This window comes from Streptomyces venezuelae, from assembly GCF_008642375.1.
Lineage (GTDB): Bacteria > Actinomycetota > Actinomycetes > Streptomycetales > Streptomycetaceae > Streptomyces > Streptomyces venezuelae_G.
The window spans coordinates 7293751-7319267 of record NZ_CP029194.1 but is presented as its reverse complement, the minus strand read 5'-3'; the positions used below and the strand labels follow the sequence as shown (position 1 = coordinate 7319267).

The 25517-nt window shown below is 72.7% G+C and carries 23 protein-coding genes; 16 read left to right on the top strand and 7 right to left on the bottom strand.

The annotated features are described in order from the left end of the window. Positions 1–21 precede the first annotated feature (21 nt). Both DEJ46_RS33490 and DEJ46_RS33485 read right to left on the bottom strand, forming a co-directional pair. Entirely contained in the window at positions 22–699 is a 678-nt protein-coding gene (locus DEJ46_RS33490) for an HAD family hydrolase (RefSeq protein WP_150272373.1), read from the bottom strand. 10 nt (positions 700–709) lie between these two features. Continuing rightward, positions 710–1675, bottom strand: a complete 966-nt coding sequence (locus DEJ46_RS33485; RefSeq protein WP_150272372.1) for an LLM class F420-dependent oxidoreductase — start codon at positions 1673–1675, stop codon at positions 710–712. A gap of 219 nt (positions 1676–1894) precedes the next feature. On the opposite strand from DEJ46_RS33485, the gene DEJ46_RS33480 reads away from it, so the two are divergent. From DEJ46_RS33480 to DEJ46_RS33470, 3 genes are read left to right on the top strand one after another with little or no spacing between them, the layout of a single operon-like run. Then, entirely contained in the window at positions 1895–2584 is a 690-nt protein-coding gene (locus DEJ46_RS33480) for a HemK2/MTQ2 family protein methyltransferase (protein ID WP_150274990.1), read from the top strand. A 4-nt stretch (positions 2585–2588) separates the two neighbouring features. Next, positions 2589–2822, top strand: coding sequence for a CDGSH iron-sulfur domain-containing protein (locus DEJ46_RS33475; RefSeq protein ID WP_411757840.1), 234 nt, complete (start codon positions 2589–2591; stop codon positions 2820–2822). Beyond that, complete coding sequence (locus DEJ46_RS33470; RefSeq protein ID WP_150272371.1) at positions 2819–3850, top strand: iron-containing redox enzyme family protein; 1032 nt, start codon at positions 2819–2821, stop codon at positions 3848–3850. Before DEJ46_RS33475 ends, DEJ46_RS33470 begins: the two co-directional genes overlap by 4 nt. A gap of 39 nt (positions 3851–3889) precedes the next feature. On the opposite strand, the gene DEJ46_RS33465 is transcribed toward DEJ46_RS33470, so the two are convergent. From DEJ46_RS33465 to DEJ46_RS33455, 3 genes are read right to left on the bottom strand one after another with little or no spacing between them, the layout of a single operon-like run. Next, entirely contained in the window at positions 3890–4921 is a 1032-nt protein-coding gene (locus DEJ46_RS33465) for an NAD(P)/FAD-dependent oxidoreductase (protein WP_150272370.1), read from the bottom strand. Beyond that, positions 4918–5433, bottom strand: coding sequence for an isoprenylcysteine carboxyl methyltransferase family protein (locus DEJ46_RS33460; protein ID WP_141298327.1), 516 nt, complete (start codon positions 5431–5433; stop codon positions 4918–4920). The genes DEJ46_RS33465 and DEJ46_RS33460 overlap by 4 nt, the downstream gene beginning before the upstream one ends. Positions 5434–5446: 13 nt before the next feature. Continuing rightward, positions 5447–6604, bottom strand: a complete 1158-nt coding sequence (locus tag DEJ46_RS33455; protein WP_150272368.1) for a type III polyketide synthase — start codon at positions 6602–6604, stop codon at positions 5447–5449. Positions 6605–6610: 6 nt separating this feature from the next. Here DEJ46_RS33455 and DEJ46_RS33450 point away from each other — a divergent pair, with 6 nt between their 5' ends. The 6 genes from DEJ46_RS33450 to DEJ46_RS33425 all read left to right on the top strand — a co-directional run bounded on the left by DEJ46_RS33450 (position 6611) and on the right by DEJ46_RS33425 (position 15299). Beyond that, positions 6611–7513, top strand: coding sequence for a UbiA family prenyltransferase (locus DEJ46_RS33450; protein WP_150272366.1), 903 nt, complete (start codon positions 6611–6613; stop codon positions 7511–7513). A 221-nt stretch (positions 7514–7734) separates the two neighbouring features. After that, complete coding sequence (locus tag DEJ46_RS33445; RefSeq protein WP_150272364.1) at positions 7735–9270, top strand: glycosyltransferase family 39 protein; 1536 nt, start codon at positions 7735–7737, stop codon at positions 9268–9270. Positions 9271–9584: 314 nt separating this feature from the next. Further along, the gene (locus DEJ46_RS33440) at positions 9585–10676 is read left to right on the top strand and encodes a UDP-glucuronic acid decarboxylase family protein (protein WP_150272362.1); all 1092 of its coding nucleotides are present in this window, start codon (positions 9585–9587) and stop codon (positions 10674–10676) included. 135 nt (positions 10677–10811) lie between these two features. Continuing rightward, positions 10812–12701 carry a glycosyltransferase gene (locus DEJ46_RS33435; protein WP_150272360.1) on the top strand — a complete coding sequence of 630 codons (1890 nt, stop codon included), beginning with the start codon at positions 10812–10814 and terminating at the stop codon, positions 12699–12701. 45 nt (positions 12702–12746) lie between these two features. Further along, complete coding sequence (gene galE, locus DEJ46_RS33430) at positions 12747–13769, top strand: UDP-glucose 4-epimerase GalE (RefSeq protein WP_150272358.1); 1023 nt, start codon at positions 12747–12749, stop codon at positions 13767–13769. Positions 13770–13823: 54 nt separating this feature from the next. Continuing rightward, entirely contained in the window at positions 13824–15299 is a 1476-nt protein-coding gene (locus tag DEJ46_RS33425) for a UDP-glucose dehydrogenase family protein (protein WP_190623021.1), read from the top strand. A 79-nt stretch (positions 15300–15378) separates the two neighbouring features. Here DEJ46_RS33425 and DEJ46_RS33420 read toward each other — a convergent pair whose 3' ends face one another. After that, on the bottom strand, positions 15379–17073 hold the full coding sequence (locus DEJ46_RS33420; RefSeq protein WP_223835300.1) for a right-handed parallel beta-helix repeat-containing protein: 1695 nt from the start codon (positions 17071–17073) through the stop codon (positions 15379–15381). Between the two features lie 337 nt (positions 17074–17410). Between DEJ46_RS33420 and DEJ46_RS33415 the strand changes: the two genes are divergently transcribed. From DEJ46_RS33415 to DEJ46_RS33385, 7 genes are all read left to right on the top strand, one after another. Next, a complete protein-coding gene (locus DEJ46_RS33415; protein WP_150272356.1) occupies positions 17411–18625 on the top strand; it encodes an MFS transporter in 1215 nt (404 codons plus the stop codon). Between the two features lie 50 nt (positions 18626–18675). Beyond that, positions 18676–19122, top strand: coding sequence for a GlcG/HbpS family heme-binding protein (locus tag DEJ46_RS33410; RefSeq protein ID WP_150272354.1), 447 nt, complete (start codon positions 18676–18678; stop codon positions 19120–19122). A 63-nt stretch (positions 19123–19185) separates the two neighbouring features. Then, entirely contained in the window at positions 19186–20025 is an 840-nt protein-coding gene (locus tag DEJ46_RS33405) for an aldo/keto reductase (protein ID WP_150272353.1), read from the top strand. A gap of 56 nt (positions 20026–20081) precedes the next feature. Beyond that, the gene (locus DEJ46_RS33400) at positions 20082–21092 is read left to right on the top strand and encodes an aldo/keto reductase (RefSeq protein ID WP_150272351.1); all 1011 of its coding nucleotides are present in this window, start codon (positions 20082–20084) and stop codon (positions 21090–21092) included. 47 nt (positions 21093–21139) lie between these two features. Next, entirely contained in the window at positions 21140–21559 is a 420-nt protein-coding gene (locus DEJ46_RS33395) for an SRPBCC family protein (RefSeq protein WP_150272349.1), read from the top strand. 261 nt (positions 21560–21820) lie between these two features. After that, entirely contained in the window at positions 21821–24064 is a 2244-nt protein-coding gene (locus DEJ46_RS33390) for an alpha-N-acetylglucosaminidase (protein ID WP_150272346.1), read from the top strand. Between the two features lie 28 nt (positions 24065–24092). Further along, positions 24093–24818: an adenosylcobinamide amidohydrolase gene (locus DEJ46_RS33385; RefSeq protein WP_411757796.1), complete on the top strand. Its 726-nt coding sequence runs from the start codon at positions 24093–24095 to the stop codon at positions 24816–24818. A gap of 16 nt (positions 24819–24834) precedes the next feature. Here DEJ46_RS33385 and DEJ46_RS33380 read toward each other — a convergent pair whose 3' ends face one another. Further along, positions 24835–25443: an alpha/beta fold hydrolase gene (locus tag DEJ46_RS33380; protein ID WP_190623302.1), complete on the bottom strand. Its 609-nt coding sequence runs from the start codon at positions 25441–25443 to the stop codon at positions 24835–24837. Positions 25444–25517: the final 74 nt, after the last annotated feature.

The window sequence follows — 25517 nt, the reverse complement described above, 5'->3', positions numbered from 1 at the left end:
CAAACCTGGGGCGTCACGGGATCACCCGGCTCCGGCCGACACGGCGGCGAGCGGGCTGCCAGCGAGATGGGCCAGCAGATCGGCGGGATCGCGGTACACGGCGGCGGCACCGGCCTCTTCCAGGTCGGCCCGCGGGATTCCGCCGCAGAGAAGGCCCACGGCAGTCACACGAGCACGGGTGGCCGCCTTCATGTCCCACACCGTGTCGCCGACGAACACCGCCCGCTCGGGTGGCACCCCGGCCAGTCGAAGGGCGTACTTGACGGGCTCGGGTGCGGGTTTGCCTTCCTCGACGTCATCGGACGTGCTGGTTTCGGCGATGGCGTCGTCGGCGTCGATGGCTCGGCGCAGGGCCGAGAGTTCGCTGTCCTTCGCCGACGTGACGAGGACGACCCGCCAGCCGCTGCCGGCAAGCGCACGCAACAGGTCGGCGGCCGACGCCAGGGCGGGCAGGCGGTCGAAGAAGGTGGCGTACAGGGTGTGGTGCGCGGCGCTCAGGCGGTCATCCTGCGCCGGGTCGCGGTCGCCTCCCAGGAGGTGGTCGAGCAGATCCTTGCCGGGCAGACCGATCGCCCGGTGGACGGACTGCATCGGCACCTGGTGGCCGGCCTGGCGCAGGGCCTCCCACCATGCCACCACGTGAAGGTAGTTGGTGTCGGTAAGGGTCCCGTCGACATCGAAGAGCACGGCACGGTCCATGGTTCCCTCCTCACAGTTCCCGCAGGGCGGGGAGCAGCTCCGCCTGTGCCCAGCGGAGGAAGGGCTCCTGCTGGTCGCCGCCGATTTGGACGAGGGCGATCTCGGTGAACCCCGCGTCGTGGAACGGACGTACCGCCTCAACGAACGCGCGTACATCTCCCCCGCAGGGAATGACGTCCGCTACGTCCTCGGGACGGATGTGCGTGCCGGCCTGTTCGAAGCCGGCGGGACCGGGAAGTTCCGCGTTCACCTGCCAGCCGCCGAGGGACCAGCGGAACTGCTCGTGTGCCCGCGCGACCGCCACGTCGCGGTCGGTGTCGTAGCAGACGGGCAGCTGGCCGATGCGCGGCTTGCCGGCCCCACCGTGCGTGTCGAACGCCTCCAGCAGCTCCCGGCCGGGCTCGGTGGCGATCACCAGGTCCCCGTACCGGCCGGCGATTTCGCAGGAGCGTTCCCCGGACACCGCGATGCCGATCGGCGGGGGATCCTCGGGGAGATCCCAGAGTCTGGCGTTGTCGACGCGGAAGTGAGGGCCGCGGTGGCTGACCGTGTCCCCTGCCAGCAAGGAACGAATGATCCCGACGGCCTCTTCGAGCATCTCCAGGCGCACCGGGGCCGCGGGCCAGCCGGCGCCGACGACGTGCTCGTTGAGGTTCTCGCCCGAGCCGAGGCCGAGCCGAAATCGGCCCCCGGACAGAATCTGCATGGTCGCGGCCTTCTGGGCGATCACTGCCGGGTGGTACCGGAAGGTGGGGCAGGTCACGAAGGTCATGAGCGGCAACGTGGACGTGGCCTGCGCGGCCGCGCCGAGAACACTCCATGCGTACGGCGCGTGCCCTTGCGACTCCAGCCAGGGAAACGTGTGGTCGGAGATGACGGAGAAGTCGAAGCCGGCCCTCTCGGCGCCCACCGCGTGCGCGACCAGTTCGCGGGGCCCGGCCTGCTCGGTCATCATCGTGTAACCGAAGTGCACCATATACACCACCTTGGCGGGTTTCTCCCGTTCGCACGAGCCGACAGCGAAGCCAGGCCACCGACAAGCTCTTCCTCCGGCGCCTCTCTCCGTGGCCCGCCGTCCCGAGGCCCGGTCGCCCGTATGCGTCGAGCGGCGGACGAGGCGGCCCCGCGCCACAATGGAGCCGTGTTCCGGCTGGAAGGAGCCCCCCTCCCCGCGAACTCGGAGATCCGGAGGTTCATGGTGCCCCGTACGGCTCTGGCCTTCGGCACGCTTCCCAGGACGCTCATCGCCCTGCCCGGCGTGTACCGCCCGCAGGCCGACACCTGGCTCCTCGCGGAGGCTCTCTCGCACGAACGGATGGACGCGGACACCGACGTGCTCGACATCGGCACCGGAACGGGTGTCATCGCGCTGTCCGCGGCACGTACAGGGGCCCGGGTCGAAGCCGTCGACGTCTCGTGGCCCGCTGTCATCGCGGCTGCCCTGAACGCCTTCCGTCAGCGACTGCCACTGAGAGTGACGCACGGCGACTTCGCGACCCGTACCCGAGGCCGGCGCTTCGACGTCGTCCTCGCCAACCCGCCATACGTACCCTCACCACGATCCCGGCCGCCGCCGCACGGGGCCGCCCGCGCCTGGGACGCCGGCCCCGACGGGCGGAGAGTCATCGACCGCGTCTGCGCGTGCGCGCCGGCCTTGCTGCGACCCGGTGGCGTCCTGCTGATGGTGCACTCCGGGATGTGCGGTCCACCGGCCACTCTCACCCGTCTGGAAGCGGGCGGGCTGTCCGCCGAGATAACGGCGCGGGCCTCCGTCCCCTGGGGTCCCGTACTGCGTGCGCGACGCGCCTGGCTGCAGCAGCAGGGCATCGCGGGCGACGGCGACGAGCACGAAGAGCTGGTGATCATCCGTGCCGAGCACCCCTGACGGAGTGACGCCGGCGGGCACCTCGTGCCCCGCACGCCGGGTGGTCATCGATCCGCAGGGCCCGATCCTGGTCGAGGGCCCGGTGGAGTTGGTGCTGGACGACGGGACCCTCGCCCGATCCGATCGGTTCATGGTCGCGCTGTGCACGTGCGGCCGTAGCCGTGCGTATCCCTGGTGCGACACCAGCCACCGCCGCCGGGAGCGTGTGGCACCATCCGAGGACAGGAGCCTCGCATGACCCCCTCCAGCACGAGTGTCACGGAATCCGGACCCCACCTCGTCGCAGCGCGGGGTGACCTGTCCGGCGCCGTCGAGAGGGCCCTTCGCACCGGCCGGCCACCTGCGTACACCGAGGCCAGCCTCCGAAGAGCGGACCCCTGGGGAGAGGACCTCCAGCTCGCGCTGTACCTGCTGTACGAGCTCCACTACCGGGGCTTCGAGGGCGTCGACGACGACCGCGAATGGGACCCGGACCTGCTCCGTCTGCGGCGGGATTCGGAGAACCTGTTCCTCCGTGCGCTGCGCACCGCGCTCCCCGATGCGCCCCGGTCCGTCGAGGAGGCCTTCGCCCCGCTGCTTGTCGAACAGGCGAATCCGGCCGACAGCGCCAGCCACTACCTGGAAACCGAGGGCGAGCTGTGGCAGTTGCGCGAGTACACCGCCCTGCGCTCCCTCTACCACCTCAAGGAGGCGGACCCGCACGCCTGGGTCATCCCGCGTCTGACCGGCCGGGCCAAGGCCGCGATGGTGGCCGTCGAGTACGACGAGTTCGGCGCCGGGCACCCCGCACGCATTCACGCGCAGCTCTTCGCGGACCTCATGACCGACCTCGACCTGGACCCGGCCTACGGCCACTACCTGGATCACGCCCCCGCCCCGCTGCTCGCCACCGTCAATCTCATGTCCCTCTTCGGACTGCACCGGGCCCTGCGCGGAGCGCTGGTCGGCCACTTCGCCTGTGTCGAGGTCACCTCCCCGCCCGGCTCGCGAAGGCTCGCCGAGGCCATGCGCCGCTGCGGCGCGGGGCCGGCCGCCGAGCACTTCTACGCCGAGCACGTCGAGGCCGATGCCGTCCACGAACAGGTCGTACGGCGCGAGGTCATCGGCGGGCTCCTCGCCGACGAACCCGCCCTGGAGCCGGACATCGCCTTCGGGTGCGCGGCCACCGTCCTGCTCGAGAACAAATTCGGCGCCCACGTTCGCACCGCGTGGTCGGCGGGGCGATCCGCGCTCCGCAGCCCCCTGCCCCCGCACCCGACGAGCTGACCGTGGCCGGCCTCGACGGCTTCACGGCAGGGAAGACGCTCAGGCGAGGGCGTTCACCGCGAGGGTGAAGACGCGGGGAAGCCGGGCCGCGGTCGGCACGATCTTGTCCGCCAGCCGGGGCCGTTGCCGAGCTCGCACCAGGCAGTCGGTCAGGAGCCGGTGCTGGAGGGTCGCACGCTGCCAGGCGGCCTCGTACGAGCCGGCTGATCCGCGACGCAGCCGATCTACCAGGACCCTGGCGCCGGTGAGAGCCAGAGAGATGCCCTCGCCCGTCAGCGCGTCGATGTAGCCGGCGGCATCGCCCACCAGCAGGACCCGCCCGTGGACGCGCGTGCGGACCTTCTGGCGGAGGGGACCCGCACCACGCACGGCGCCGATCGCGGCCTGCCGGGGCAGAGTGGCCGCCAGTTCGGGGAAGCCGGCCAGCTGTTCGTCGAAGGGGGCACGCCGTGAGGTCAGGAGCGCGACGCCCAGGAGCTGTGGCCCGAGCGGCGTCACGTACGCCTCGCCGTGGGGACCCCAGTGGACCTCGACGTACGAGGAGGGCGGCGCCACGGCGTAATGCCGGCGGAGCCCGTAACGCGGGACGCCTTTGCCGGGCATGCCGAGCCCCAGCGAACGTCGCACCGGCGAGTGCAGTCCGTCCGCGGCGACGAGCCACCTGGCGCGCACACCCGTGGCGCCGTCGAAGACGCCCGCGGCATCCTGACGCACGTCCCGTACGCGTACCGGCAGGACGGGCACTCGGGCGGCGAGGACGGCCGCGTGCAGGGCGGCGTGCAGCACGGTGCGACGCACTCCGAGGCCGGGGCTGTGCCGGAACTCCGCCTGGGCGTGGTGCGGGCCCTGCCGGTAGCGGATGCCGAGGATCGGCCGTCCGGGCACGTCCAGTCCCAGCGCGCCCAGTTCCCTGACCGCCCCGGGCATCAGCCCCTCTCCGCAGGCCTTGTCGACGGGCAGGGCTCGCGGCTCTGCCAGGACGACGTCCAACCCTGCCCGCACGGCATACAGCGCGGTGGCCAGCCCCGCGGGGCCGCCGCCCGCGATCAGCAGATCGTGGGTGCGGCTCACGCCACGCTCACCCGCGCCAGGGCGGAGTTCTCACACCGGACGCGGACGGTGAGCAGCGCCGCGTTGGCCACGGTGAAGACGGTCGCGGTCAGCCACGCGGAGTGCACCAGGGGAAGCGCCACGATCTCCGCCACGACCGCGACGTAGTTGGGGTGGCGCGCGAAGCGGTACGGTCCGGCGCGCACGAGACGGGCGCCGGGGACCACGATGACCCGCGTGTTCCAGTACGGGCCCAGGGTCGTGACACACCACCAGCGCAGCGCCTGGGCCAGGACGACGACGGCCAGCATGGTCCAGCCGAGTACGGGCAGGAACGGTCGGTGGGCCAGCCAGGCCTCGGTCAGACAGCTCGCGAGCAGGGCCGTGTGCAGGGCCACCATGACCGGGTAGTGGCCGCGGCCGTACTCGACCCCGAGACGGGCCAGGGTCCAGGCCGCGTTGCGTCGTGCCACGACGAGTTCGACGAGGCGTTCCGCCGCGACGCCCGCCAGGAGGAGCGTGTACCAGAGCATGATCCGTGATTCCTCACCAGCGCAGGAGGACGAACTCGACACAGAAACCGGGACCCATCGCCATCATCAGGCCCCATGAGCCCGGTGGCGGAGGGGTGTTGGTGGTGACGTCCTCCAGGATCCGCAGTACCGAGGCGGAGGACATGTTCCCCGACACCGCCAGGGCCCGGTGGGCCGAGTCGAGTGCACCGTCGGGAAGGTCCAGGGCGTGTGCCACCGCTGTGAGGATCCGCGGTCCCCCGGGGTGGCAGATCCAGCTCCCGATGTCGTCCGGAGCCAGTCCCTGGGCGGCCAGGAAGTCCCGGAGGTCCGGACCGATCCGGGCCCCCACGACATCGGGGATGGCGGCGTCCACCACCGGCCGGAACCCTCCGGCACCGATCGTCCAGCCCAGCAGGTGCTCGGTGTCCGGGTAGAGGAGACTGCGGGTGGCCACCACCGCCGGCCGGCCGGACCGGTGGTCGTCGGCCCGCGCGGCATGCACGACGACCGCCGCCGCACCGTCGCCGAACAGGGCACCGGCGACGAGGTTGGCCGGTGAGTCGTCGCGCTGCTGCAGGGTGAGTGAGCACAGCTCCACGCTGAGCAGCACGGCCACCTCGCCCTGATGGCCGCGCAGGTAGTCGTGGAGCCGGGCAAGACCGGCCGCTCCCGCCACGCAGCCGAGCCCGAACACGGGGATCCGCTTCACATCCGGCCGCATGCCCATGCGCGAGGCGAGCCGGGCGTCGAGCGACGGCGCGGCGATGCCGGTGATGGAGGTGCACACCAGAAGATCCACCTCCGAGGGCGACAGCACGGCGGCTTCGAGCGCACACGTCAGAGCCCGTTCGCCGAGTTCCAGACCGGCGGCCATCCATGCCGCGTTCGTCTCACCGAAGTCCCCCAGAGCCGCGTACCGGTCGAGCGGCAGAGCGAGATGACGAGTCCGCACCCCGGCGGCCCCGTGCAGCCGGCGCAGCACCGTGCGGTCCGCTCCCGGGGCGAGGCAGAGGTCGCCGATCAGCTCGGTGAGCTCGTCCTGGGTGTACCGATGCTCCGGCAGGGCCGTACGGACGGCGGCGACGACGCTCTTCCATCCGTCCGGATCGGCCCGCTCGCCGATGGGGCCGCCGGCGGGCGCGGCCGAGGGCGTGACGGGGGCGAGCCGGTCGGCTGTGGGGACACGCATTCCGGGATGTCTCCTCACGACCGACGGCGCGATTACCTTGCTCCCGTGTCTCTATACCTCCCTGGTCTTCCGGTGCGAGCGACACACCGGCTCTCGACGCTGCTCCACTCGTGCCACCCGGAGCCGACACTCGCGGTGACGGCGTTCGTCACCGCTCTGGCCGCCACGTCGGGGCGCGGACCGGGGGGCGCCGTGGCGGTCGGAGCGGCGGTGCTCGCCGGTCAGCTCTCGATCGGGTGGTGCAACGACGCGGTGGACGCGGGCCGGGACACGGCCAGCGGCCGCCGCGACAAACCGGTCGCGACCGGGGCTCTGCGCCCACGGACGGCCGCCGTGGCCGCCTTGGTGGCGCTCGCCGCCTGCGTCCCGCTCTCCTTGCTCAGCGGCCCGGCCGCCGCGGCCGTCCACCTCACGGGCGTGATCGCCGGCGGGTGGGCGTACAACCTGGTCCTGAAGAGAACCCCGATCTCGCCCGTGCCGTACGCCGTCGGGTTCGCGTCCCTGCCCGCCTTCGTGACGCTCGGCCCGCCGACGCACGCCTGGCCCGCCTGGTGGGCCGTGGTCACGAGCGCCCTGCTCGGTGTCGGCGCCCACTGGGTGAACGCACTGCCGGACATCGCGGACGATCTCGCGACGGGCGTGCGTGGACTGCCGCAGCGCCTCGGTCCCGTGGCCTGTCGCCGGCTCGCTCTGGTCACGATGCTCACCGCGGTCGTGATCGTCACCGTGTGCCCGCCCGGGACGGCGGGAGCACCGGGCTGGGCGTGTGCGACGGCAGCGGGATGCGCCGCGGTGACGGGTACCGTCCCGAGGTGGCGTGAGGGCAGCCGATGGCCGTTCCGGGCGGCGATCGCGGTTGCGGGGCTGGCCGTCGTGCAGCTCCTGTCAAGGGGCTCGGTCATCGCCTGAGGCCGGAGCGCGGGTGTTCTCCGGCTCCCCGCGGTGTCTCCGATGCCCTCGGACCTGGAAGCGATGGCACCGCCGCCGGCAGCCGCCGCGGTTGAGGCCTGCGCATGGCACGGGCGTCAGCGGCGACACCGCGTCCCGCTCCAGCTCCGTTGAGGTGACAGAGTGTTCCCCCAACAGGATTGAACTGGGGCAAATGCGTCTGAAACGCCTAGGGTCCGAGCATGCACACGGCGAACTCACCCGTCAGCAGCGCCCCGCCCCGGTACGTCCCGGACGGTGACCGCACACCTCCGCCCGCCGTCCCGCCGAGCCGCCTCGCCACCGCGGGCGCGGTCCTCACGCCCGCCGCCGTCATGCTCGGCATCGCGCTGTGGGGCCTGAACCGCGGCACGATGTGGCGCGACGAGTCCGCGACGTTCCAGATCGCCCGGCGCTCGGTACCGGACATCTGGCGTCTCCTCGGCGAGCTCGACGCCGTCCACGGCCTCTACTACCTCCTGATGCACGCCGTCCTCGCCGTCCGGGCCGACGAGGTGATGCTGCGGCTCCCGTCGGTGCTCGGCGCGGCATGCTCCGCAGGACTGGTCGCCGCGATCGGCTGCCGGCTCGCCCGCCCCCGGGTGGGCCTGTGGGCCGGGCTGTTGTACGCGGCCACCCCGTTCACCTCCTTCTACGCACAGGAGGGCCGCTCGTACGCCCTCGTGGCCGCCGGTGCCGCGCTCGCCACCCGGTGCCTGGTGAGCGCCATCGAGCACGACTCGGCCGGACGCTGGGCCGGGTACGCGGCCGCCGTCGCCGGCACGGCCCTGCTGCACGAGTTCGCCGTGCTGATGCTGGTCGCCCATGGGGCCACGGTGCTGGCGGCCGGGTCCCGTCCCGGGGTCTGGCGGCGGTGGGCGGCGGCCGCGGGCGCGGCGGGCGTGCCGCTGGTGCCGCTCGCCCTGGTCTCCTCCCGCCAGGGCGGTCAGACCTCGTGGATCCAGGAGCCGGGAGTGGAGGAACTGAGGCTGCTCGCCCTGCAGTTCGCCGGCCCGGACGTCCGGGTGCTGACGGTCGCGGCGCTGCTCGCCGCCCTCGCCGTGCTGTCGCCTCTGCGGCGCAGCGGCCGTGTCGGCCTGACCGCGGTGGCGCTGCCGCTCGTCGTCCTGCCGGTGGCGGTGCTGTTCGCGGTCTCGCTCGTGAAGCCGCTGTTCGTCGACCGCTACCTGCTGTTCGCGTTCGCCGGATTCCCGCTGCTGGTCGCCGCGGGGTCGGAACGCCTCCTGGGCGCGCTGCGCTCCGCGCCCTGGCGGCCGGTGGTGACGGCGGCCGGCGTCGTGGCGGTCGCGGCCGCGTTCTGGTGCCAGCTCCCGTTCCAGGAGCAGCAGCGCGGCAAGGACGGCCGCATCGACGACCTCCGGGAGCTCGCCGCGTACGTGGCCGCGCAGACGCGCCCGAACGACGCGGTGCTGTTCGTCCCCTCGTACCAGCGGCACATCTTCCTCACCTACGACCGGGAGTTCGCCGGCCGCCGCGACATCGCCCTCAAGGCGGACGCGGCCTCGTCGGGCACGTTCTACGGCCAGGAGTTCGACGCGACCCGGATCGGTGCGCGCATCGGCGCGGAACGGCGGGTCTGGGTGGTGGCCTGGCCGAGCGCCTGGAGCGAACAGTGGTTCGACGAGGACCCGAAGATCATCGCCCTGCGCAAGGGATTCGAACTCGCCCGCAGCACGCAGCTGAAGAGCGGCCTGGTGCAGTTGTACGTACGGGAGTGAGCCGACGTCCGCGCGCGGCCGTCCTCCGGGCGCGCGCAGCCCGCACTCACACGTGCGCGTGACGGTGACCCGCAGGCCGCACGGCAGCGGCGGCCCGGGAACTGGGGAACTTCCCGGGGAGGCGGCCACCGAAGGGATCGGCCGAACAGCCGAACCACCGGAATCGCCTCCGAAACAACAAGTAAGTACGGCCATACGCTTTTGCTTACTTTTCCGGAGAATGCTGCGCTTATCAGCTCGCCCGATCAGCATTTCTCCGGCCGTCGCGCCAGTGGGGCGTGACGCCTTTCCGCTTCTCATCCCTGGAGAAACACATGCGCGTGGCCGTGACCGGTGGCGGTGGTTTCCTTGGGTCACATCTCTGCGAAGCGCTCTTGCGGCGCGGTGACTCGGTGGTGTGCCTGGACGACTTCTCGACGGGCGATCCCGAGAACATCGCCCCGCTCCTCTCCCACCCGGGCTTCGCCTTCCAGCACGCCGACGTGAGCGTGTCGGCGGAATGCGCCGGCCGCGTCGACGCCGTGGCCCATCTCGCGTCCCCCGCCTCGCCGCCCGACTATCTGCGCCGGCCGCTGGAGACCCTCAGGGTCGGCAGCCGCGGCACGGAGAACGCCCTGCGCCTCGCCCTGCGCCACAACGCGCGTTTCGTCCTCGCGTCGACCAGCGAGATCTACGGCGATCCGCTGGTCCATCCGCAGGAGGAGGCGTACTGGGGCAATGTGAATTCCATCGGCCCGCGCAGCGTCTATGACGAGGCGAAACGATACGCCGAGGCGGTCTCCGCGGCGTACCGCCGTACCCACGGCCTCAACGTCGGCATCGCGCGCATCTTCAACACCTACGGGCCGCGGATGCGCCCGCACGACGGGCGGGTGGTGTCCAGCTTCATCACCCAGGCCCTCACCGGTGAGCCCCTGACGATCTACGGCGACGGCAAGCAGACCCGCAGCTTCTGCTACGTCGACGACCTGGTCCGCGGTCTCCTGGCGCTCCTCGACTCCTCCGAGATGGGCCCGTTCAACCTGGGCAACCCGGTCGAACGGACCGTCACCGAGCTCGCCGAGGCGGTCCTGGCCATGACCGGGTCGCCCTCTGAGGTGAGGCACCACCCGCTACCGGTCGACGATCCGGTCCGCCGCCGCCCGGTGATCACCCGGGCCCAGGAGGTACTGGGCTGGCAGCCGGAGATCGACATCACCGAGGGCCTGCGCAGGACCGTCGCGTACTTCGCCGCCCGGCCGGACCGGCTCGGCGCCTCGGCCGCGGCGATCCGCGGCGGCCAGGACGAGACGGTGCCGCTGACCGCGGTGACCGGCTCCGCCACGGCGCAGACGATCCCCGGCCCGGCCGCCGAGACCGCCGGTGCGACGCCCACGACGGCCGGTCCGCCCGGCTCGGGCGGCTGATCTGCGCGACGCCCGCGCCTCCCCGCCGCACCGTCCAGGGGCCTCCCGCCTTTCCGCCGGCGGCTCCTTCCCCGGCTCCCCCGCCTCCTCCGTGTCCCACGGCCCGCTCACGCACCGCCTGGAGAACTCGCTGTCATGACGTCGCTGGAGCAAGGTCCCCCCCTCGCCACCGGGACCGTCCAGGATCCCCCACTCCGCTCCCCCGTACCCGGCTCCCCGGAGGAATGGGAGGCGCTGGGCGCGGAGATCCGTACCCTGTCCGGCGGATCCGTGGCCTCCATCGGCCCGGACGGCCCGGTCCTCGCCGGGCCGCCGCGCCGGCTCGACACGCTCCCGTCGAGCTTCGTACGCGCCTTCTCGCGCGTCGACCGCTTCCTCGTCGTCCTGCTGTCCCTCGGCTGGGTGGCCTGCCTGGTCTGGTTCTGGGCCTGGTGGCTCGAGCCCTCGCACCGCATCGGCTGGCCAGGTCTCGTCGTCAACAGCGCCCTGCTGCTCTATCTCACCTACCTGCCGGTGCACTTCCTCGTCGCGCTGATCCGGATGCGCCGCTTCGATCCGGCCGTCGGCGTGCCGGCGCTCCACACCGCGTTCGTGGTCACCCGCGCCCCTTCCGAGAGCTGGGACATCGCCCGCACCACCCTGGAGGCGATGCTCGCCCAGGACTTCCCGTACGGCTACGACGTGTGGCTGTGCGACGAGGACCCGACCGAAGAGATCCTCGACTGGTGCGAGGACCGCGGCGTCCACGTCTCCTGCCGGCGCGGCCGCGCCGACTACCACCGGGCCGAGTGGCCACGGCGCACGCGCTGCAAGGAGGGCAACCTCGCCTTCTTCTACGACCACTGGGGATACGCCCACTACGACGTGGTCGCCCAGCTCGACTGCGACCACGTGCCCGGCCCCCGGTACCTCGCCGAGGTCGTGCGCCCCTTCGCCGACCCGGCCATCGGTTACGTCGCGGCTCCCAGCGTGTGCGACTCCAACGCCGCCGAGTCCTGGGCGGCCCGCGGCCGGCTGCAGCGCGAGGCCATGTTCCACGGGCCCGTGCAGCTGGGCCACTCGGCCGGCCTGGCGCCCGTGTGCATCGGCTCCCACTACGCCGTCCGCACCCAGGCCCTGCGGGACATCGGCGGCCTCGGACCTGAGCTCGCCGAGGACTTCTCGACCACGTTCCTGCTCAACTCGGCCGGCTGGCACGGCGCGTTCGCGATCGACGCGGAGGCGCACGGCGAAGGACCGCTCACCTTCGGCGCGATGATCACGCAGGAGTTCCAGTGGTCCCGCAGCCTCGCGGTGATGCTCCTGGGGATGCTGCCCCGCCACCTCGGCCGGATGCCGCTCAAGCTGCGCGTGCGCTTCGCCACGGCGCTGATGTTCTACCCGCTGCTCGCCGCGGCCACCGTCGTGGGCATCGCGCTGCCGCCGATCGCCGCGATCACCGGCATGCCCTGGATCAACGTCAACTACGGGCAGTTCCTGGCGCACTTCTGGAGCATGTCCGTCTGGCTGATCCTGCTGACACTGCTCTGCCGCCGCCGCGGGCTGCTGCGCCCCCGGGACTCCGCCGTCCTCAGCTGGGAGATCTGGCTGTTCGGCCTGTCCCGCTGGCCATACGTGGCCTGGGGCGTGCTCGCCGCGGTGCTGCAGAAGCTGCGGCCCCGTCAGATCACCTTCAAGGTCACCCCCAAGAAGCGCGACGGCCTGGAGCCGCTCCCGCTGCGCACCGTCGCCCCGTACCTGCTGATCACCACGGTCCTGTCGGGCTCGGCGCTCGTCGGCCAGTTCACCGGGCCCGCCGTGGGCTATGTCTTCCTCTGTCTGCTCGGCGCCGTCTCGTACGCCGCCGTGACGCTCGCGATCGGCGTACTGCACGTCAAGGAGACCGCGCGCGCCACCGGTGTCTCCGTGTTCCGAGCCCTGCGCACGGCCGCGCTGCCGCTCTGCTGCGGCCTGGTGTGCGCCGTTCCCCTGGCGCTCGCCGTGTACGTCTTCCCCACCTATCTCACCGGCTACTACGCCTGGTGACGACCCGGCCGGCCCGCGCGTCCGGCCGAGAAATGAGAGTTCCCCGTGCCCCGTACGGTCCTTGTCACCGGCGGCGCCGGCTTCATCGGCAGCCACACCTGCGTCGAGCTGCTCGCGTCCGGCCACGAGGTCGTCGTCCTCGACGACCACTCCAACAGCTCCCCCGAGGCCCTCGAACGCGTCGCCAAGATCGCGGGCCGTCCGATCACGGCGGCCCATGTCGGGGACGTACGTGACCGCCGGGCCCTGGACGCCGTCTTCACCGCCCACCCGATCGACGCGGTGATCCACTTCGCCGCGAAGAAGGCCGTCGGCGAGTCGGTGCAGATCCCGCTCACGTACTACGACATCAACGTCGGCGGCACCACGGCCCTGATCTCGGCCATGCACGACCACGGGGTGCACCGGCTGGTGTTCTCGTCGTCCTGCTCGGTCTACGGCGACACGACGACCGTCCCGCTGACCGAGGCGTCCCCGGCCGCGCCGACGAACCCGTACGCCACCAGCAAATGGACCTGCGAGCGGATCCTGGCGGACGTCTGCCAGCATGTGCCCGAGCTGCGGGTACTGGCCCTGCGCTACTTCAACCCGGCCGGCGCCCACCCCACCGGGCTGCTCGGCGAGGACCCGCACGGCGTGCCCGGCAACATCATGCCGTACCTCACCCAGATCGCCGTGGGCCGTCGCGAGGAGCTGAGCGTCTTCGGCGACGACTACCCGACGCCAGACGGCACCGGCATCCGCGACTACATCCATGTCGTGGACGTCGCCGAGGGGCACCGCGCGGCGCTCGACCGCATCGACGACCAGCCCGGCATGCTGATCCTCAACCTCGGCACCGGACGCGGTGCGTCGGTCCTGGACCTCGTGCGCACCTTCCAGGAGGTGTCCGGCCGCCCGATCCCGTACCGCGTCACCGGGCGCCGCCCCGGCGACGTCGCGGAACTCGTCGCCGATCCGTCGAAGGTCGCCGCGGCCTGGGGCTGGAGGGCCCGCCACGACCTGGCCGCGATGTGCCGCGACGCCTGGCGCTTCCAGCAGCAGAACCCGTACGGCTACGCCCCCTGAGCCTCCCCCCCCACTCCCACCTTCCCCTCCCCCGCGTAGACAGGAGCACAACGCATGCGGTTGACCGTCATCGGTACGGGATATCTGGGAGCCGTGCACGCCGCTTGCATGGCCGAGATCGGACACGACGTCCTCGGTGTGGACATCGACCCCGAGAAGGTGGCCGGCCTCGCCGAAGGCCGGCCCCCCTTCTACGAGCCGGGATTCGAGGACGTCCTGACCCGGGCGCTCGACTCCGGCCGGCTGCGCTTCACCACCGATCTGCGGGAGGCGGCGGCGCACGGCGAGGTCCACTTCATCTGCGTCGGCACCCCGCAGCAGGCCGGCTCCCAGGCCGCCGACCTGCGGTACGTGGACGCCGTCGTCGACGGACTTGCCCCGAACCTGTCCGCACCCTGTCTGCTCGTCGGCAAGTCCACGGTCCCCGTGGGCACGACCGCCCGGCTGGCCGCCCGCGTCGCGCGGCTCGCGCCACCGGGCACGCGCGTGGAGCTCGCCTGGAACCCGGAGTTCCTACGCGAGGGCTTCGCCGTCGACGACACGCTGCGGCCGGACCGGATCGTCACCGGTGTGACCGGCGAGGCGGCGGACGAGGCGCTGCGCCGCGTGTACGCCCCGATGCTGGCGGCGGGCGTCCCGTACCTCGTCACCGACCCGAACACGGCGGAGCTGGTCAAGGCCGCGGCCAACTCCTTCCTGGCCACGAAGATCTCCTTCATCAACGCGATGGCCGAGATCTGCGACGCGACCGGCGCGGACGTCGCCACCCTCGCCGACGCGATCGGCCACGACACCCGGATCGGCCGGCAGTTCCTGAACGCGGGGATCGGCTTCGGCGGCGGCTGTCTGCCCAAGGACATCCGGGCGTTCACCGTCCGCGCCCAGGAGCTCGGCGTCGGGCCCGCGGTGGCGTTCCTCGGCCAGGTCGACGAGATCAACCAGCGGCAGCGGAGCCGGACCGTCGCGCTCGCCCGGCGGCTGCTCGGCGGCGACCTCACGGGCCGGCGGGTCACGGTGCTGGGCGCCACGTTCAAGCCGAACAGCGACGACGTACGGGACTCGCCGGCGCTGGCCGTCGCGGCGGAGCTGCACCGGCAGGGCGCGCGGGTCCGGGTCCACGACCCCGAGGGCGCGGCGAAGGCCGTGCTCGCCCACCCCGAACTGGACTGCGGAGCAGATCTGCTGACGGCGTGCCAGGGTGCCGAGCTCGTGCTGCACCTCACCGAGTGGAGCGAGTACCGCGAGCTGGATCCGGTCAAGCTGGCCCGCGTGGTTCGTACCCCGCTGCTGATCGACGGGCGCGACGCGCTCCCGCACGACGCGTGGCGCGCGGCCGGCTGGACCGTGAAGGCGCTGGGCCGTCCGGCACCGCCGCCGGAGGAGCCGCGGCCGGCCGGCGACCGGGCAGTGGAGGCCCTGCGCACTCTCATCGCGTCCCCGGCTGCGTCCGGTTCGCAGGCATCCGGAGTGCCGTCCCCCGCGCTTCCCGTCAGACCGGTGGGCGGCGTCAGCTCTGTCAGCGGGACGTAGTGAGCCGGTGGTGACCAGCGGCGCGCTGCCCGGACCGGTCTCGGCCGGCCGGGCAGCGCCGCACGGTACCGGGGCCGGCTCAGTCGGTGGCGCCGGGCTGGACGGCCCCGACCGCCGGAGTCTGCGGAACCGGGCGGCCGAAGTAGTCGACGGGACCCGGGTCGATGCCGAGGGCCCGCGGATCCACGCCGAGGGGCACCAGGCCCTCGCAGCGGGGCGCCAGGTTCTCCGGACCGGCGGCGCCGTCCGTGACCGGCGCGGTCAGGCCGCTCAGACACGGGTCGTCGCTGAGGCCGGTCGGACCGCCGTCCAGCGTCTCCTGGCCGGACGCGACACGCCAGCCGTCCAGGGACGTGTAGCGGTGCACGCCCCACTCCAGGGCCCAATCGCCAGTGCTGTAGTAGTCGTTGCCTGCGAGCCTGACGGTGCTCTGGCCGTACGCCGACTGGGTGTCGATCAGGGGGCCGCCGTCGGTCGCGAAGACGTTGTTGGCGACGCGCACACCGGCCATGCCGTCGCGCAGCCGCAGGGCCGGGGGCCGGGTGCCCGCGGCCACCGCGGAGGGGAGGCCCTCGGTGCGCATCACGACCGTGTTGTGGTGGATGTCCAGGTTCTTCATGCGGGTGCCGTAGGCGACGATACCGCCGTACTCGGGCAGCTTCCTGGCGTCGTCCCAGCTCATGTTGAAGCGGACGACGTTGTCGTGGTGGGCGCCGGTCGGCTGACCCGAGTAGACGAGGAAGCCGGGACCGTCGTTGCCATAGGCGAGGTTGTACTGCATGACGGAGTAGGACACGTTGTTGTCGAGGCCGAACCCGCCGCCGTCGACGCGTGATCCGGTGCGGTTGCGGTACGACTTGTTGTGCTCCAGGACGACGCGGGAGGAGTCGTAGACCCAGATGCCCTCGGGGCCCTCCTCGGCGTCGGTGGCGGACCTCGTGCCGTTGCCGTGGGCCACCGAGCCCACCACCTTCGCGTCCAGCACGCTGCCGAGCGAGATGCCGCTGCCGGTGTTGCGCTGGTCGCTCTCCGGATCGCCGGTGTTGGCGTACGCTTTGACGCCTTCGATCCGGAGTCCGGAGTGCGCGTACGCGGGGTGCGCGGCCTGGAACGCGGGTCCGTAGACGACGAGCCCGGTCTCGAGGTTGTCGTGCACGGAGACGTTGACGATCCGTACGTCGCCGAAGCCGGCGCGCGCCTCACCCTCGGCGCCGACGCTGATCCCGTTCTGGAATCCGCTCGCCTCCACGTTCGTGATCCTGACGTGGCTGAGCCGACGGGTGTCCGGCAGACGGTTGCGCAGCGCGATGCCGACGCCCTCGCGCCGTGACTTCCGGTCGCCGACGAGGGCGATGTCCCTCACCTCCACGCCGGCGGTGTCGCGCACGGTGATGCCCGACGTCCCGCGCGGGGCGATCGTCGCGCGCCCGGCGCCGTACGACTCGATCACGACCGGCTTCGTGGCGCTGCCCGCCTCGTCCTCGTCCAGGGTGATGCTGCCGGCGAACCGCTCGCCGCCCTTGAGCCGGAGACGGTCGCCCGGCCGGAACCGCACGGTGTTCGCGTGGTCGAGGGTCCGCCACGCCGCCGCCGGCGACATTCCGTCGTTCCTGTCGTCACCGTCGCGGCTCACGTAGAACGTGAACGGACCGCCCGTGGCGGGGCGGGCCGGCCGGTGGACACCGGGCACCTCACACCCCGTCAGCAGCAGAAGCGCCACGGCCGAGACGCCGACGGCGGCCCTCACCGTCCGGCTTCGGTTCTCCGCATTCACGAATACCCCTTATCGACTGTTCGCATGACATACCCCCATGCGCGAACAGAGTGCCAGAAGGCAGACATACGAAACGCCGACGACGCACGGAACCTCGCCACGCACCGAGCGATCACCGACGGCGCCGCCGAAGCCCGCGCAGAGGCGATGCCGACGACGACCTTCCCCCTCTGCCCGCAGCACGACCGAGCAGCCGGCATCACACCTGGGCCGGACTCACCTGCAGCCACCACCATCCCGAGCGCACGGATTGCCAGCGCTTGCACTTATAGCGCGCATGCAACTATTGTGAAGGCACGTAAAGAGCTCACTCAAGCAATTTCGGAAGGGTTGAGCCATGCCGCTCGCACTCCTCGCCCTGGCCGTCGGGGCCTTCGGAATCGGCACCACCGAATTCGTGATCATGGGGCTGCTGCCCGAGATCGCCGCCGACTACGGCGTCACCATCCCGACCGCCGGCCTGCTCGTCACCGGCTACGCGCTCGGCGTCGTCGTCGGCGCGCCCCTGCTCACGGTGCTCGGCAACAAGGCCAGCCGTAAGCGGATGCTCATGCTGCTCATGGGCCTGTTCGTCCTCGGCAACATCCTCTCCGCCGTCGCCCCGAGCTTCGGGCTGATGCTGACCGGCCGGGTCGTCGCCTCGCTCGCCCACGGCGCGTTCTTCGGCATCGGGTCCGTCGTCGCTGCCGAGCTGGTCGCCCCGGACAAGAAGGCCGGCGCCATCGCGACCATGTTCACCGGGCTCACCGTCGCCAACATCGTGGGCGTGCCGCTGGGCACCTTCATCGGGCAGGCGGTCGGCTGGCGCACCACCTTCGCGATCGTCGCCGCGCTCGGCGTCGTCGGGCTCTTCGGCATCGCCAAGCTCGTTCCCGCCACGCCGCGCCCCGAGGGCGCCCGACTGCGCCGGGAGCTGACCGCCTTCCGCAACCCGCAGGTGCTGCTCGCGATGGCGATGACCGTGCTCGGCTTCGGTGGCGTCTTCGCCGCGATCACCTACATCGCCCCGATGATGACCGAGGTCGCCGGCTACTCCGAGGGCGCCGTGACCTGGCTGCTCGTCCTCTTCGGCGTCGGCATGTTCCTCGGCAACCTGATCGGCGGCCGGTACGCCGACCGCGCCCTGATGCCCCTGCTGTACACCACCCTCGGCGGGCTCACGGTCGTGCTCGCGCTGTTCACCGTCTTCGCCCACCAGAAGGTCCTCGCCGCGATCGCCATCCTGCTCGTCGGGGCGCTCGGCTTCGCCACCGTGCCGCCGCTGCAGAAGCGGGTCCTCGACCAGGCGCACGGCGCTCCGACGCTGGCCTCCGCCGTCAACATCGGCGCCTTCAACCTCGGCAACGCGCTCGCCGCCTGGCTCGGCGGCCTCGTCATCGCCTCCGGCTTCGGTTACACCTCCCCGAACTGGGTCGGCGCCGTCCTCGCCGCCGCGGCACTCGGCCTCGCCTTCTGGTCCGCCGCCCTGGAGCGCCGCGCCCCGGCCCCGGCAGCGGCGCCGGACGAGACCAGTGTCGCCGCCGACACAGCCCGCATCCCCGTGCACCACTGACGCCCCCACCCGCTCCCCCTCCCCCTCCCCTCGATCCCAGGAGAAGCACCATGACCACCACCGCCACCGCAGCCACGGCCGTCACCGCCGTCGCCCCGCTGACGACCGCCGACGCCGAAGTCCTGATCACCTCCGCCCGTCGCGCCGCCGAGGCGGCCGGGGTCTCCGTCAGCGTCACCGTCCTGGACGCCGGCGGGCACCTGCTCGCCTTCCGTCGCGACGACCGGTCGGTCCTGATCTCCGGCGAGACCAGCACCCGCAAGGCCTACACCGCGCTCCAGCTGAACGCCCCGACCGCCGACCTGGTCGACCTGGTCAAGCCCGACGGGCCGTTCCACTCCCTGCCCACCGCGCTCGACCGGCCGCTCCTGTTCATCGCCGGCGGCATCCCCGTCCACCGCGACGGCCGGCTGATCGGGGCGATCGGCGTCGGCGGCGGCGCTCCCGAGCAGGACCACGGCTTCGCCGCCACCGCGCTCGCGGACCTGTCCCGATGACGATGCCCGGCACCACCCGTCCCACCCCACCCCCCGCACCACGTGAAGGAAGCCCCGCACACCATGGCCCCCTCCGCCACCCCCACCGTCCCCACCGTCACGCTCAACAACGGCGTCGAGATCCCCCAGCTCGGCTTCGGCGTCTTCCAGGTCCCCGACGACGAGACCGCCGCCGCCGTCACCACCGCGCTCGAGACCGGCTACCGCAGCATCGACACCGCCGCGATCTACGGCAACGAGACCGGCGTCGGCCGCGCGCTCGCCGCCTCCGGGCTGCCCCGCGAGGAGCTGTTCGTCACCACGAAGCTGTGGAACGCCGACCAGGGGTACGACGCCACCCTGCGCGCCTTCGACGCCGGCCTCGCCAAGCTCGGCCTCGACTACACCGACCTGTACCTGATCCACTGGCCGGCCCCCGCCCGCGACCTGTACCGCGACTCCTGGCGCGCCCTGGAGCGCCTCGCCGAGGAGGGCCGGATCCGCGCGGCCGGCGTCTCCAACTTCCAGCCCGGCCACCTCACGCGGCTGGCGGACGGCGCGAAGCTGGTCCCCGCCGTGAATCAGGTCGAGCTGCACCCCGGACTGCAGCAGGCCGAGCTTCGCGCGTTCCACGCCGAGCACGGCATCGCCACCGAGGCATGGAGCCCGCTCGCCCAGGGCGCGGTCCTCGACGACCGGGTCATCGGTGAGCTGGCCGCCCGGTACGGCAAGTCCCCCGCCCAGGTCGCCCTGCGCTGGCACCTCCAGCTGGGCAACATCGTCATCCCCAAGTCGGTGACCCCGGCCCGGATCCGCGAGAACTTCGAGGTCTTCGACTTCGCCCTCACGGACGAGGAGATGGGCACCGTGGCCACGCTCGACCGCGGTCTGCGCACCGGCCCGCACCCCGACGAGCTCAACTGACCCGCACCCGCGTCCCCCACGCCCACCCCACCCCGCACCCCCGCAAAGGCACTGTCATGTCGCTCAAGGAATTCCTTCCCGGCCGTCTCGGCTTCGGCACCGCCCCGCTCGGCAACATGTTCCGCGCGATCCCCGACGAGGAGGCCCGCGCCACCGTCGAGGCCGCCTGGAGCCACGGCATCCGCTTCTACGACACAGCCCCCTTCTACGGCGCCGGTCTCGCCGAGACCCGCCTCGGCGAGGTCCTGGCCACCAAGCCGCGCGACGCGTACGTCCTGTCCACCAAGGTCGGCCGGGTCATCCTCGACGAACACGAGACCACCGCGCGCGAACTGGGCGAGAAGGGCGGCCTGTTCGAGCACGGCAACCCGAACAGGATCGTCCATGAGTGGACCGCCGAGGCCACCGAGCGCTCCGTCGAGGACAGTCTGAAGCGCCTGGGCACCGACCGCCTCGACATCGTCTGGGTCCACGACATCGCCCAGGACTTCCACGGCGACCAGTGGCTCCGGAAGTTCGAGGAGGCCCGCACCGGCGCCTTCCGCGTGCTGTCCCGGCTGCGGGACGAGGGCGTCATCAAGGCCTGGGGCCTGGGCGTCAACAGGACCGAGCCCATCGAGCTGACCCTCGCCCTCGACGAGCCGCGGCCCGACGGCTTCCTCCTCGCCGGCCGCTACACCCTCCTCGACCACGAGCACGCCCTGACCCGCCTGCTCCCCATGGCCCAGGAGCAGAACGTCGACATGGTCGTCGGCGGTCCGTACAGCTCCGGCATCCTCGCCGGCGGCACCCACTTCGAGTACCAGAAGGCCCCCGCCGAGATCATCGAGCGGGTCGACAGGCTCAAGGCCCTGGCCGGGAAGCACGGCGTGAGCATCAAGGCCGCCGCGCTGCAGTTCTCCCTGGCCCACCCGGCCGCCGCCGCGGTCATCCCCGGCGCCACGCGCCCGAGCCGTATCGCCGAGGACACCGCCGCGCTCACCGAGCCGGTCCCCGCCGTGTTCTGGACGGACCTCCGCGCCGCGGGCCTGGTCGGCAAGTCCGCCCCGCTCCCCGGCAACGCCTGACCCGACACCCCGCACCCCCACCCCACCCCCTCGGAGAAGCGATCACCATGGCCTCCACATCCGTCTCCCGCGTCGTCCCCGCCTCCCCCCAGCGGGTCTGGAAGCTCATCGGCGGCTTCGACGCCCTCCCGGACTGGCTGCCCTACATCCCCCAGAGCACCGCTCTCGAAGGCGGCCGGGTCCGCCGCCTGACCAACCCCGACGGTGACGTCATCATCGAGCGCCTGGTCGCCTTCGACGAAGCCGAACGCCACTACAGCTACGCCATCCTCGAAGCACCGTTCCCGGTCACGGGATACGTCTCCACCCTGCGCGTCCACCGGATCACCGGCCGGGACGACATCGCCGAGGTCCAGTGGTCCGGCCGGTTCACCCCCGACGGCGTCACGGACGCCGAGGCCGAAGCCCTGTTCGCGGGCATCTACCGCGACGGCCTCGACGCCCTCCACCGGAACCTCTCCGACTGATCCCCGAGCACAGCCGGCCCGGGCATGCGCCGAGCCTGCCCGGGCATGTGTTTCTGTGGACCTTCCCCGGCCTACGCCTCGGCTGTCCGGGCAGCCGGGGCCACTATCGGCGCGCGCCCGCCAGGATGAGCACCGGCCGGTCCACGGCTCCGCCTACCTCCGCGGCACCACGGAACACCCCACAATGAGCCACGCTTTCGTGCCCTTCGCCTTCTTCGACCGCCTCCTCGGCGCAGGGGGCCCACCCCGATCAGGAGCCGGATGACCAGTCGTCTGATCCTTCGATGCCGTCCCGCCCTCGTCATCGCGGCACTCGCCATCCTGGTCGCGGCCTCCCCGTCCGCCACACCGGCCGCACCCACACCAGCGTCAGCACCCACCCCCGCCCCCGGAGCACCCCCCGCGTCCCCCTTCGATCCCGCGCCCGCCCGGGCCGTCCTGAAGCGTCTCCTGCCTTCCGTGGCGGGGCAGTTCGAGCTGATCCCGGTCGAGGAGGCCGCCTCCGGCGACTACTTCTCCGTCTCCGGGACGGCCGGAGCGATCCGGGTACGGGGCACCTCGCCCGCCACCCTCCTCACCGGAGTCGGCTGGTACCTGGAGCGGGTCGCGGGCGTCGACATCGGATGGCCGGGCGACAGCCTCGGCCGCCTGCCCTCCACCCTCCCCGAGGTCACCGGCACCGTCACCCGCAAGGCGGCCGTGCCGCACCGCTACGCCCTGAACGACACCGACGAGGGGTACTCCGGCGCGTACCGCGACTTCGACTCGTACCGGCACGACATCGACCTGATGGCGCTGCACGGCGTGAACGAGGTCTTCGTACCGACGGGCGCCGAGTACGCGTACTACCTCGCTCTCCAGCGGTTCGGCTACAGCGCGGCCGAGTTGCGCGACTGGATCCCGGCCCCGGCCCATCAGGGCTGGTGGCTGCTGCAGAACATGTCGGGCTTCGCGGGACCGGTCTCGGAGCAGCTGATCGAGGCCCGCGCGACGCTGGGGAGCAGGATCGCGGAACACCTGCGCTCACTGGGGATGACCCCGGTGCTGCCGGGCTTCTTCGGCACGGTCCCGCCGGGCTTCACCGCCCGGAACCCGGGCGCGGTCACGGTGCCTCAGGGCAAGTGGGTGGGATTCGCCCGGCCGGACTGGCTGGACCCGACCGGACCGGTCTTCGATCGGCTGGCCGCGACGTACTACCGGGTCCAGCAGCGGCGGTTCGGGGACACCGACATGTTCAAGATGGACCTCCTGCACGAGGGCGGCACCGCGGGGCCCGTCGACGTGGCGGGAGCCGCCGGGGCCGTCCAGCGTGCGCTGGAGGCCGCGCACCCCGGCGCCACCTGGGTCATGCTCGGCTGGCAGCGCAACCCCTCCCCGGCTCTGCTGAGCGGTGTGGACCGCCGGCGGGTCCTCGTCGTCGACGGCCTCTCCGACCGCTACGACGGTCTCGACCGCGACACCGAGTGGGGTGGTACGCCGTACGCGTTCGGCTCGATCGGCAACTTCGGCGGCCACACCAGCCTGGGCGCCAACACCGCTGTGTGGGGCGGCCGTTTCCACGCGTGGCTGACCGCGCCCGGCAGCTCGCTGCGCGGCATCGCCTACCTCCCGGAGGGCACCGGCGGGAACCCCGCCGCGTTCGACCTGTTCACCGAGCTCGCCTGGCAGCCGGGCCCCGTCGACCACCGGGCGTGGTTCGCGGAGTACGCCGCCCGGCGGTACGGCGGTGCCGACCGTCACGCCGCCGCCGCGTGGGAGCAGTTGCGCCGCGGCCCGTACAGCACGCCGTCCGGCACGTGGAGCGAGCCGCAGGACGGCCTCCTCGCCGCGCGGCCCAGCCTGACGGCGGCCAGGGCGGCACGCTGGAGCCCGGCCGCCATGCGCTACGACGCCGCCACCGTGGAGCGCGCGCTCGCCGAACTGCTCCGGGTGGCGCCCGGGCTGCGGACCACGGATGCCTACCGCTTCGACCTCGTGGACGTGGCACGGCAGGCGCTCACCAACCGCGGCCGCGTCCTGTTGCCGCGTATCAGGACGGCGTACGAGGCCAAGGACACAGCTCGGTTCCGGGAGCTGGTGGCCGAGTGGAACGCCCAGCTGGAGCTGCTCGGCCGGCTCGTCGCCTCCGACCGGCGGTTCCTGCTCGGTCCGTGGCTCGCCGACGCCCGCGCCTGGGGGACCGACCGCGCCGAGCGCGACCGGCTGGAGTACGACGCCCGCTCGATCCTCACCACGTGGGGCGGCCGGGTGCCGAGCGAGGCGGGCGGTCTGCACGACTACGCCAACCGCGAATGGGCCGGTCTCGTCCAGGACGTGTACGCGCCGCGCTGGGCCGCGTACTTCGCGAGTCTCGACACCGCGCTGACGAACCGCACGGATCCGCAGCCCATCGACTGGTTCGCGAGGGACGACGCCTGGGCACGCGGCCACGAGCCGTACGCGACGGCACCGACCGGAGACCCCGTCGCCCTGGCCCGGGAGGCACTGGCGGCCCTGTCGAGGTGACCGGCGGGGCACCTCCTAGGGTGTGGGGGTGCTTCCCCGAACCCTCCTCGCGAGCCCGTCGCCGGCCGACGCCTCCCGCCTCGCGAGCCCGTCCCTGGCCGACGCCACCCTGCTCGCCCACACCGAACAGGGCCGCGCGTGGCCCCTCCTGGTGTGGGCCCCGGGACCCGGCGTACGGATGGTGTCGAGCGCCGTCCTGGGCGGGGGCATCGGGGAGCGGGCGTGGGTCCTGAACGCTCAGGTCCCGCCCGGCTACGACCGTCTCGACCCCGTCGCCCACCTCGGCGCGCTGGCCTCCGGGGCCGGCCTGGCAGGGCCCGGGGTGGGGCTCATGACGGCGGCCTCGGTCGGGGACCGGCGGTACGCGGCGGACGACGGCGCCGAGGCCGTGGTCACGGCCGGGATCGGGGTACGGGGCTGGGCGGCCGTGCCGGGGCCCGGCGGTGTCGCCGCCCCGCGCCCCGGGACGATCAACATCATCGTGTCGCTGCCCGTGCCGCTCACGGACGCCGCCCTCGTCAACGCGGTCGCCACCGCCACCGAGGCGAAGGTGCAGGCCCTCGTCGAACTCGGCGCGGACGCCTCTGGCACCCCGACGGACGCCGTCTGCGTGGCCGCGCCCTCGCCGGACGGAAACGGCACGGGTACGGCGGCCGAGCCGTTCGCCGGGCCGAGGTCGCTCTGGGGCGCACGGCTCGCGCGGGCGGTGCACCGCGCCACGTACGAGGCCTGCGCGGGCCTGCTCGCCTCCTAGAGGAGGTCCTGCGGCCTCAGCCGTGCGAGAGCAGCGCCGCCGTGAGTTCCGCCGCGCGCCGGTGCCAGAAGCCGGCGCCCCGGAGCATGGCGTGGCCGCCCGTCGGCATCGGGATGCCCGCCGCGTCCGCGCCCGCCGCCCGCGCCCTGCGGACGAAGTCCCAGGACTCGCGCGCCGAGGTGACACGGTCGGTCTCGTCGTGAAGGAGGTAGAGCCGGCGGCCGCCGAGGTGGTCGACGGGCTCGCCGGTGGGGCACCAGGGCGCGAGGGCGACCACACCGCGGACGGCCGGGTCGCCGGCGGCGCTGAGCGCGGCGCGACCGCCCATGGAGTGGCCCAGGAGCACGACGGGCACGGGACCGACCCGTTCCCTGAGCCGTACGAGGGCGGCCTCGGCGTCCCTGGCGGCGTCGGCGCGCGGGCCGTTCCAGCCCCGGTGGCGGTAGCGCACCTCGGCGACCAGCACGTCCCGGCCCCGGACCGCGCGGGTCACGGCGCCGACGAAGGGCCGCATGCGCAGCGCGGGCAGGTTGAGGGCGGGGGGCGGCTCCGGCCCGTCGGCACGGCCGCCGTGGAGCAGCAGGACCGCCGCGGCGGGAACCGCCGGTGCGCTGCGGACGAGCAGGGTGCCGGGCTCGGTCGGCCTCGCGCGGCAGCCGGTCCCCGGGGTCACCGGGAACCCGCGCTGCTCGTGCGGAG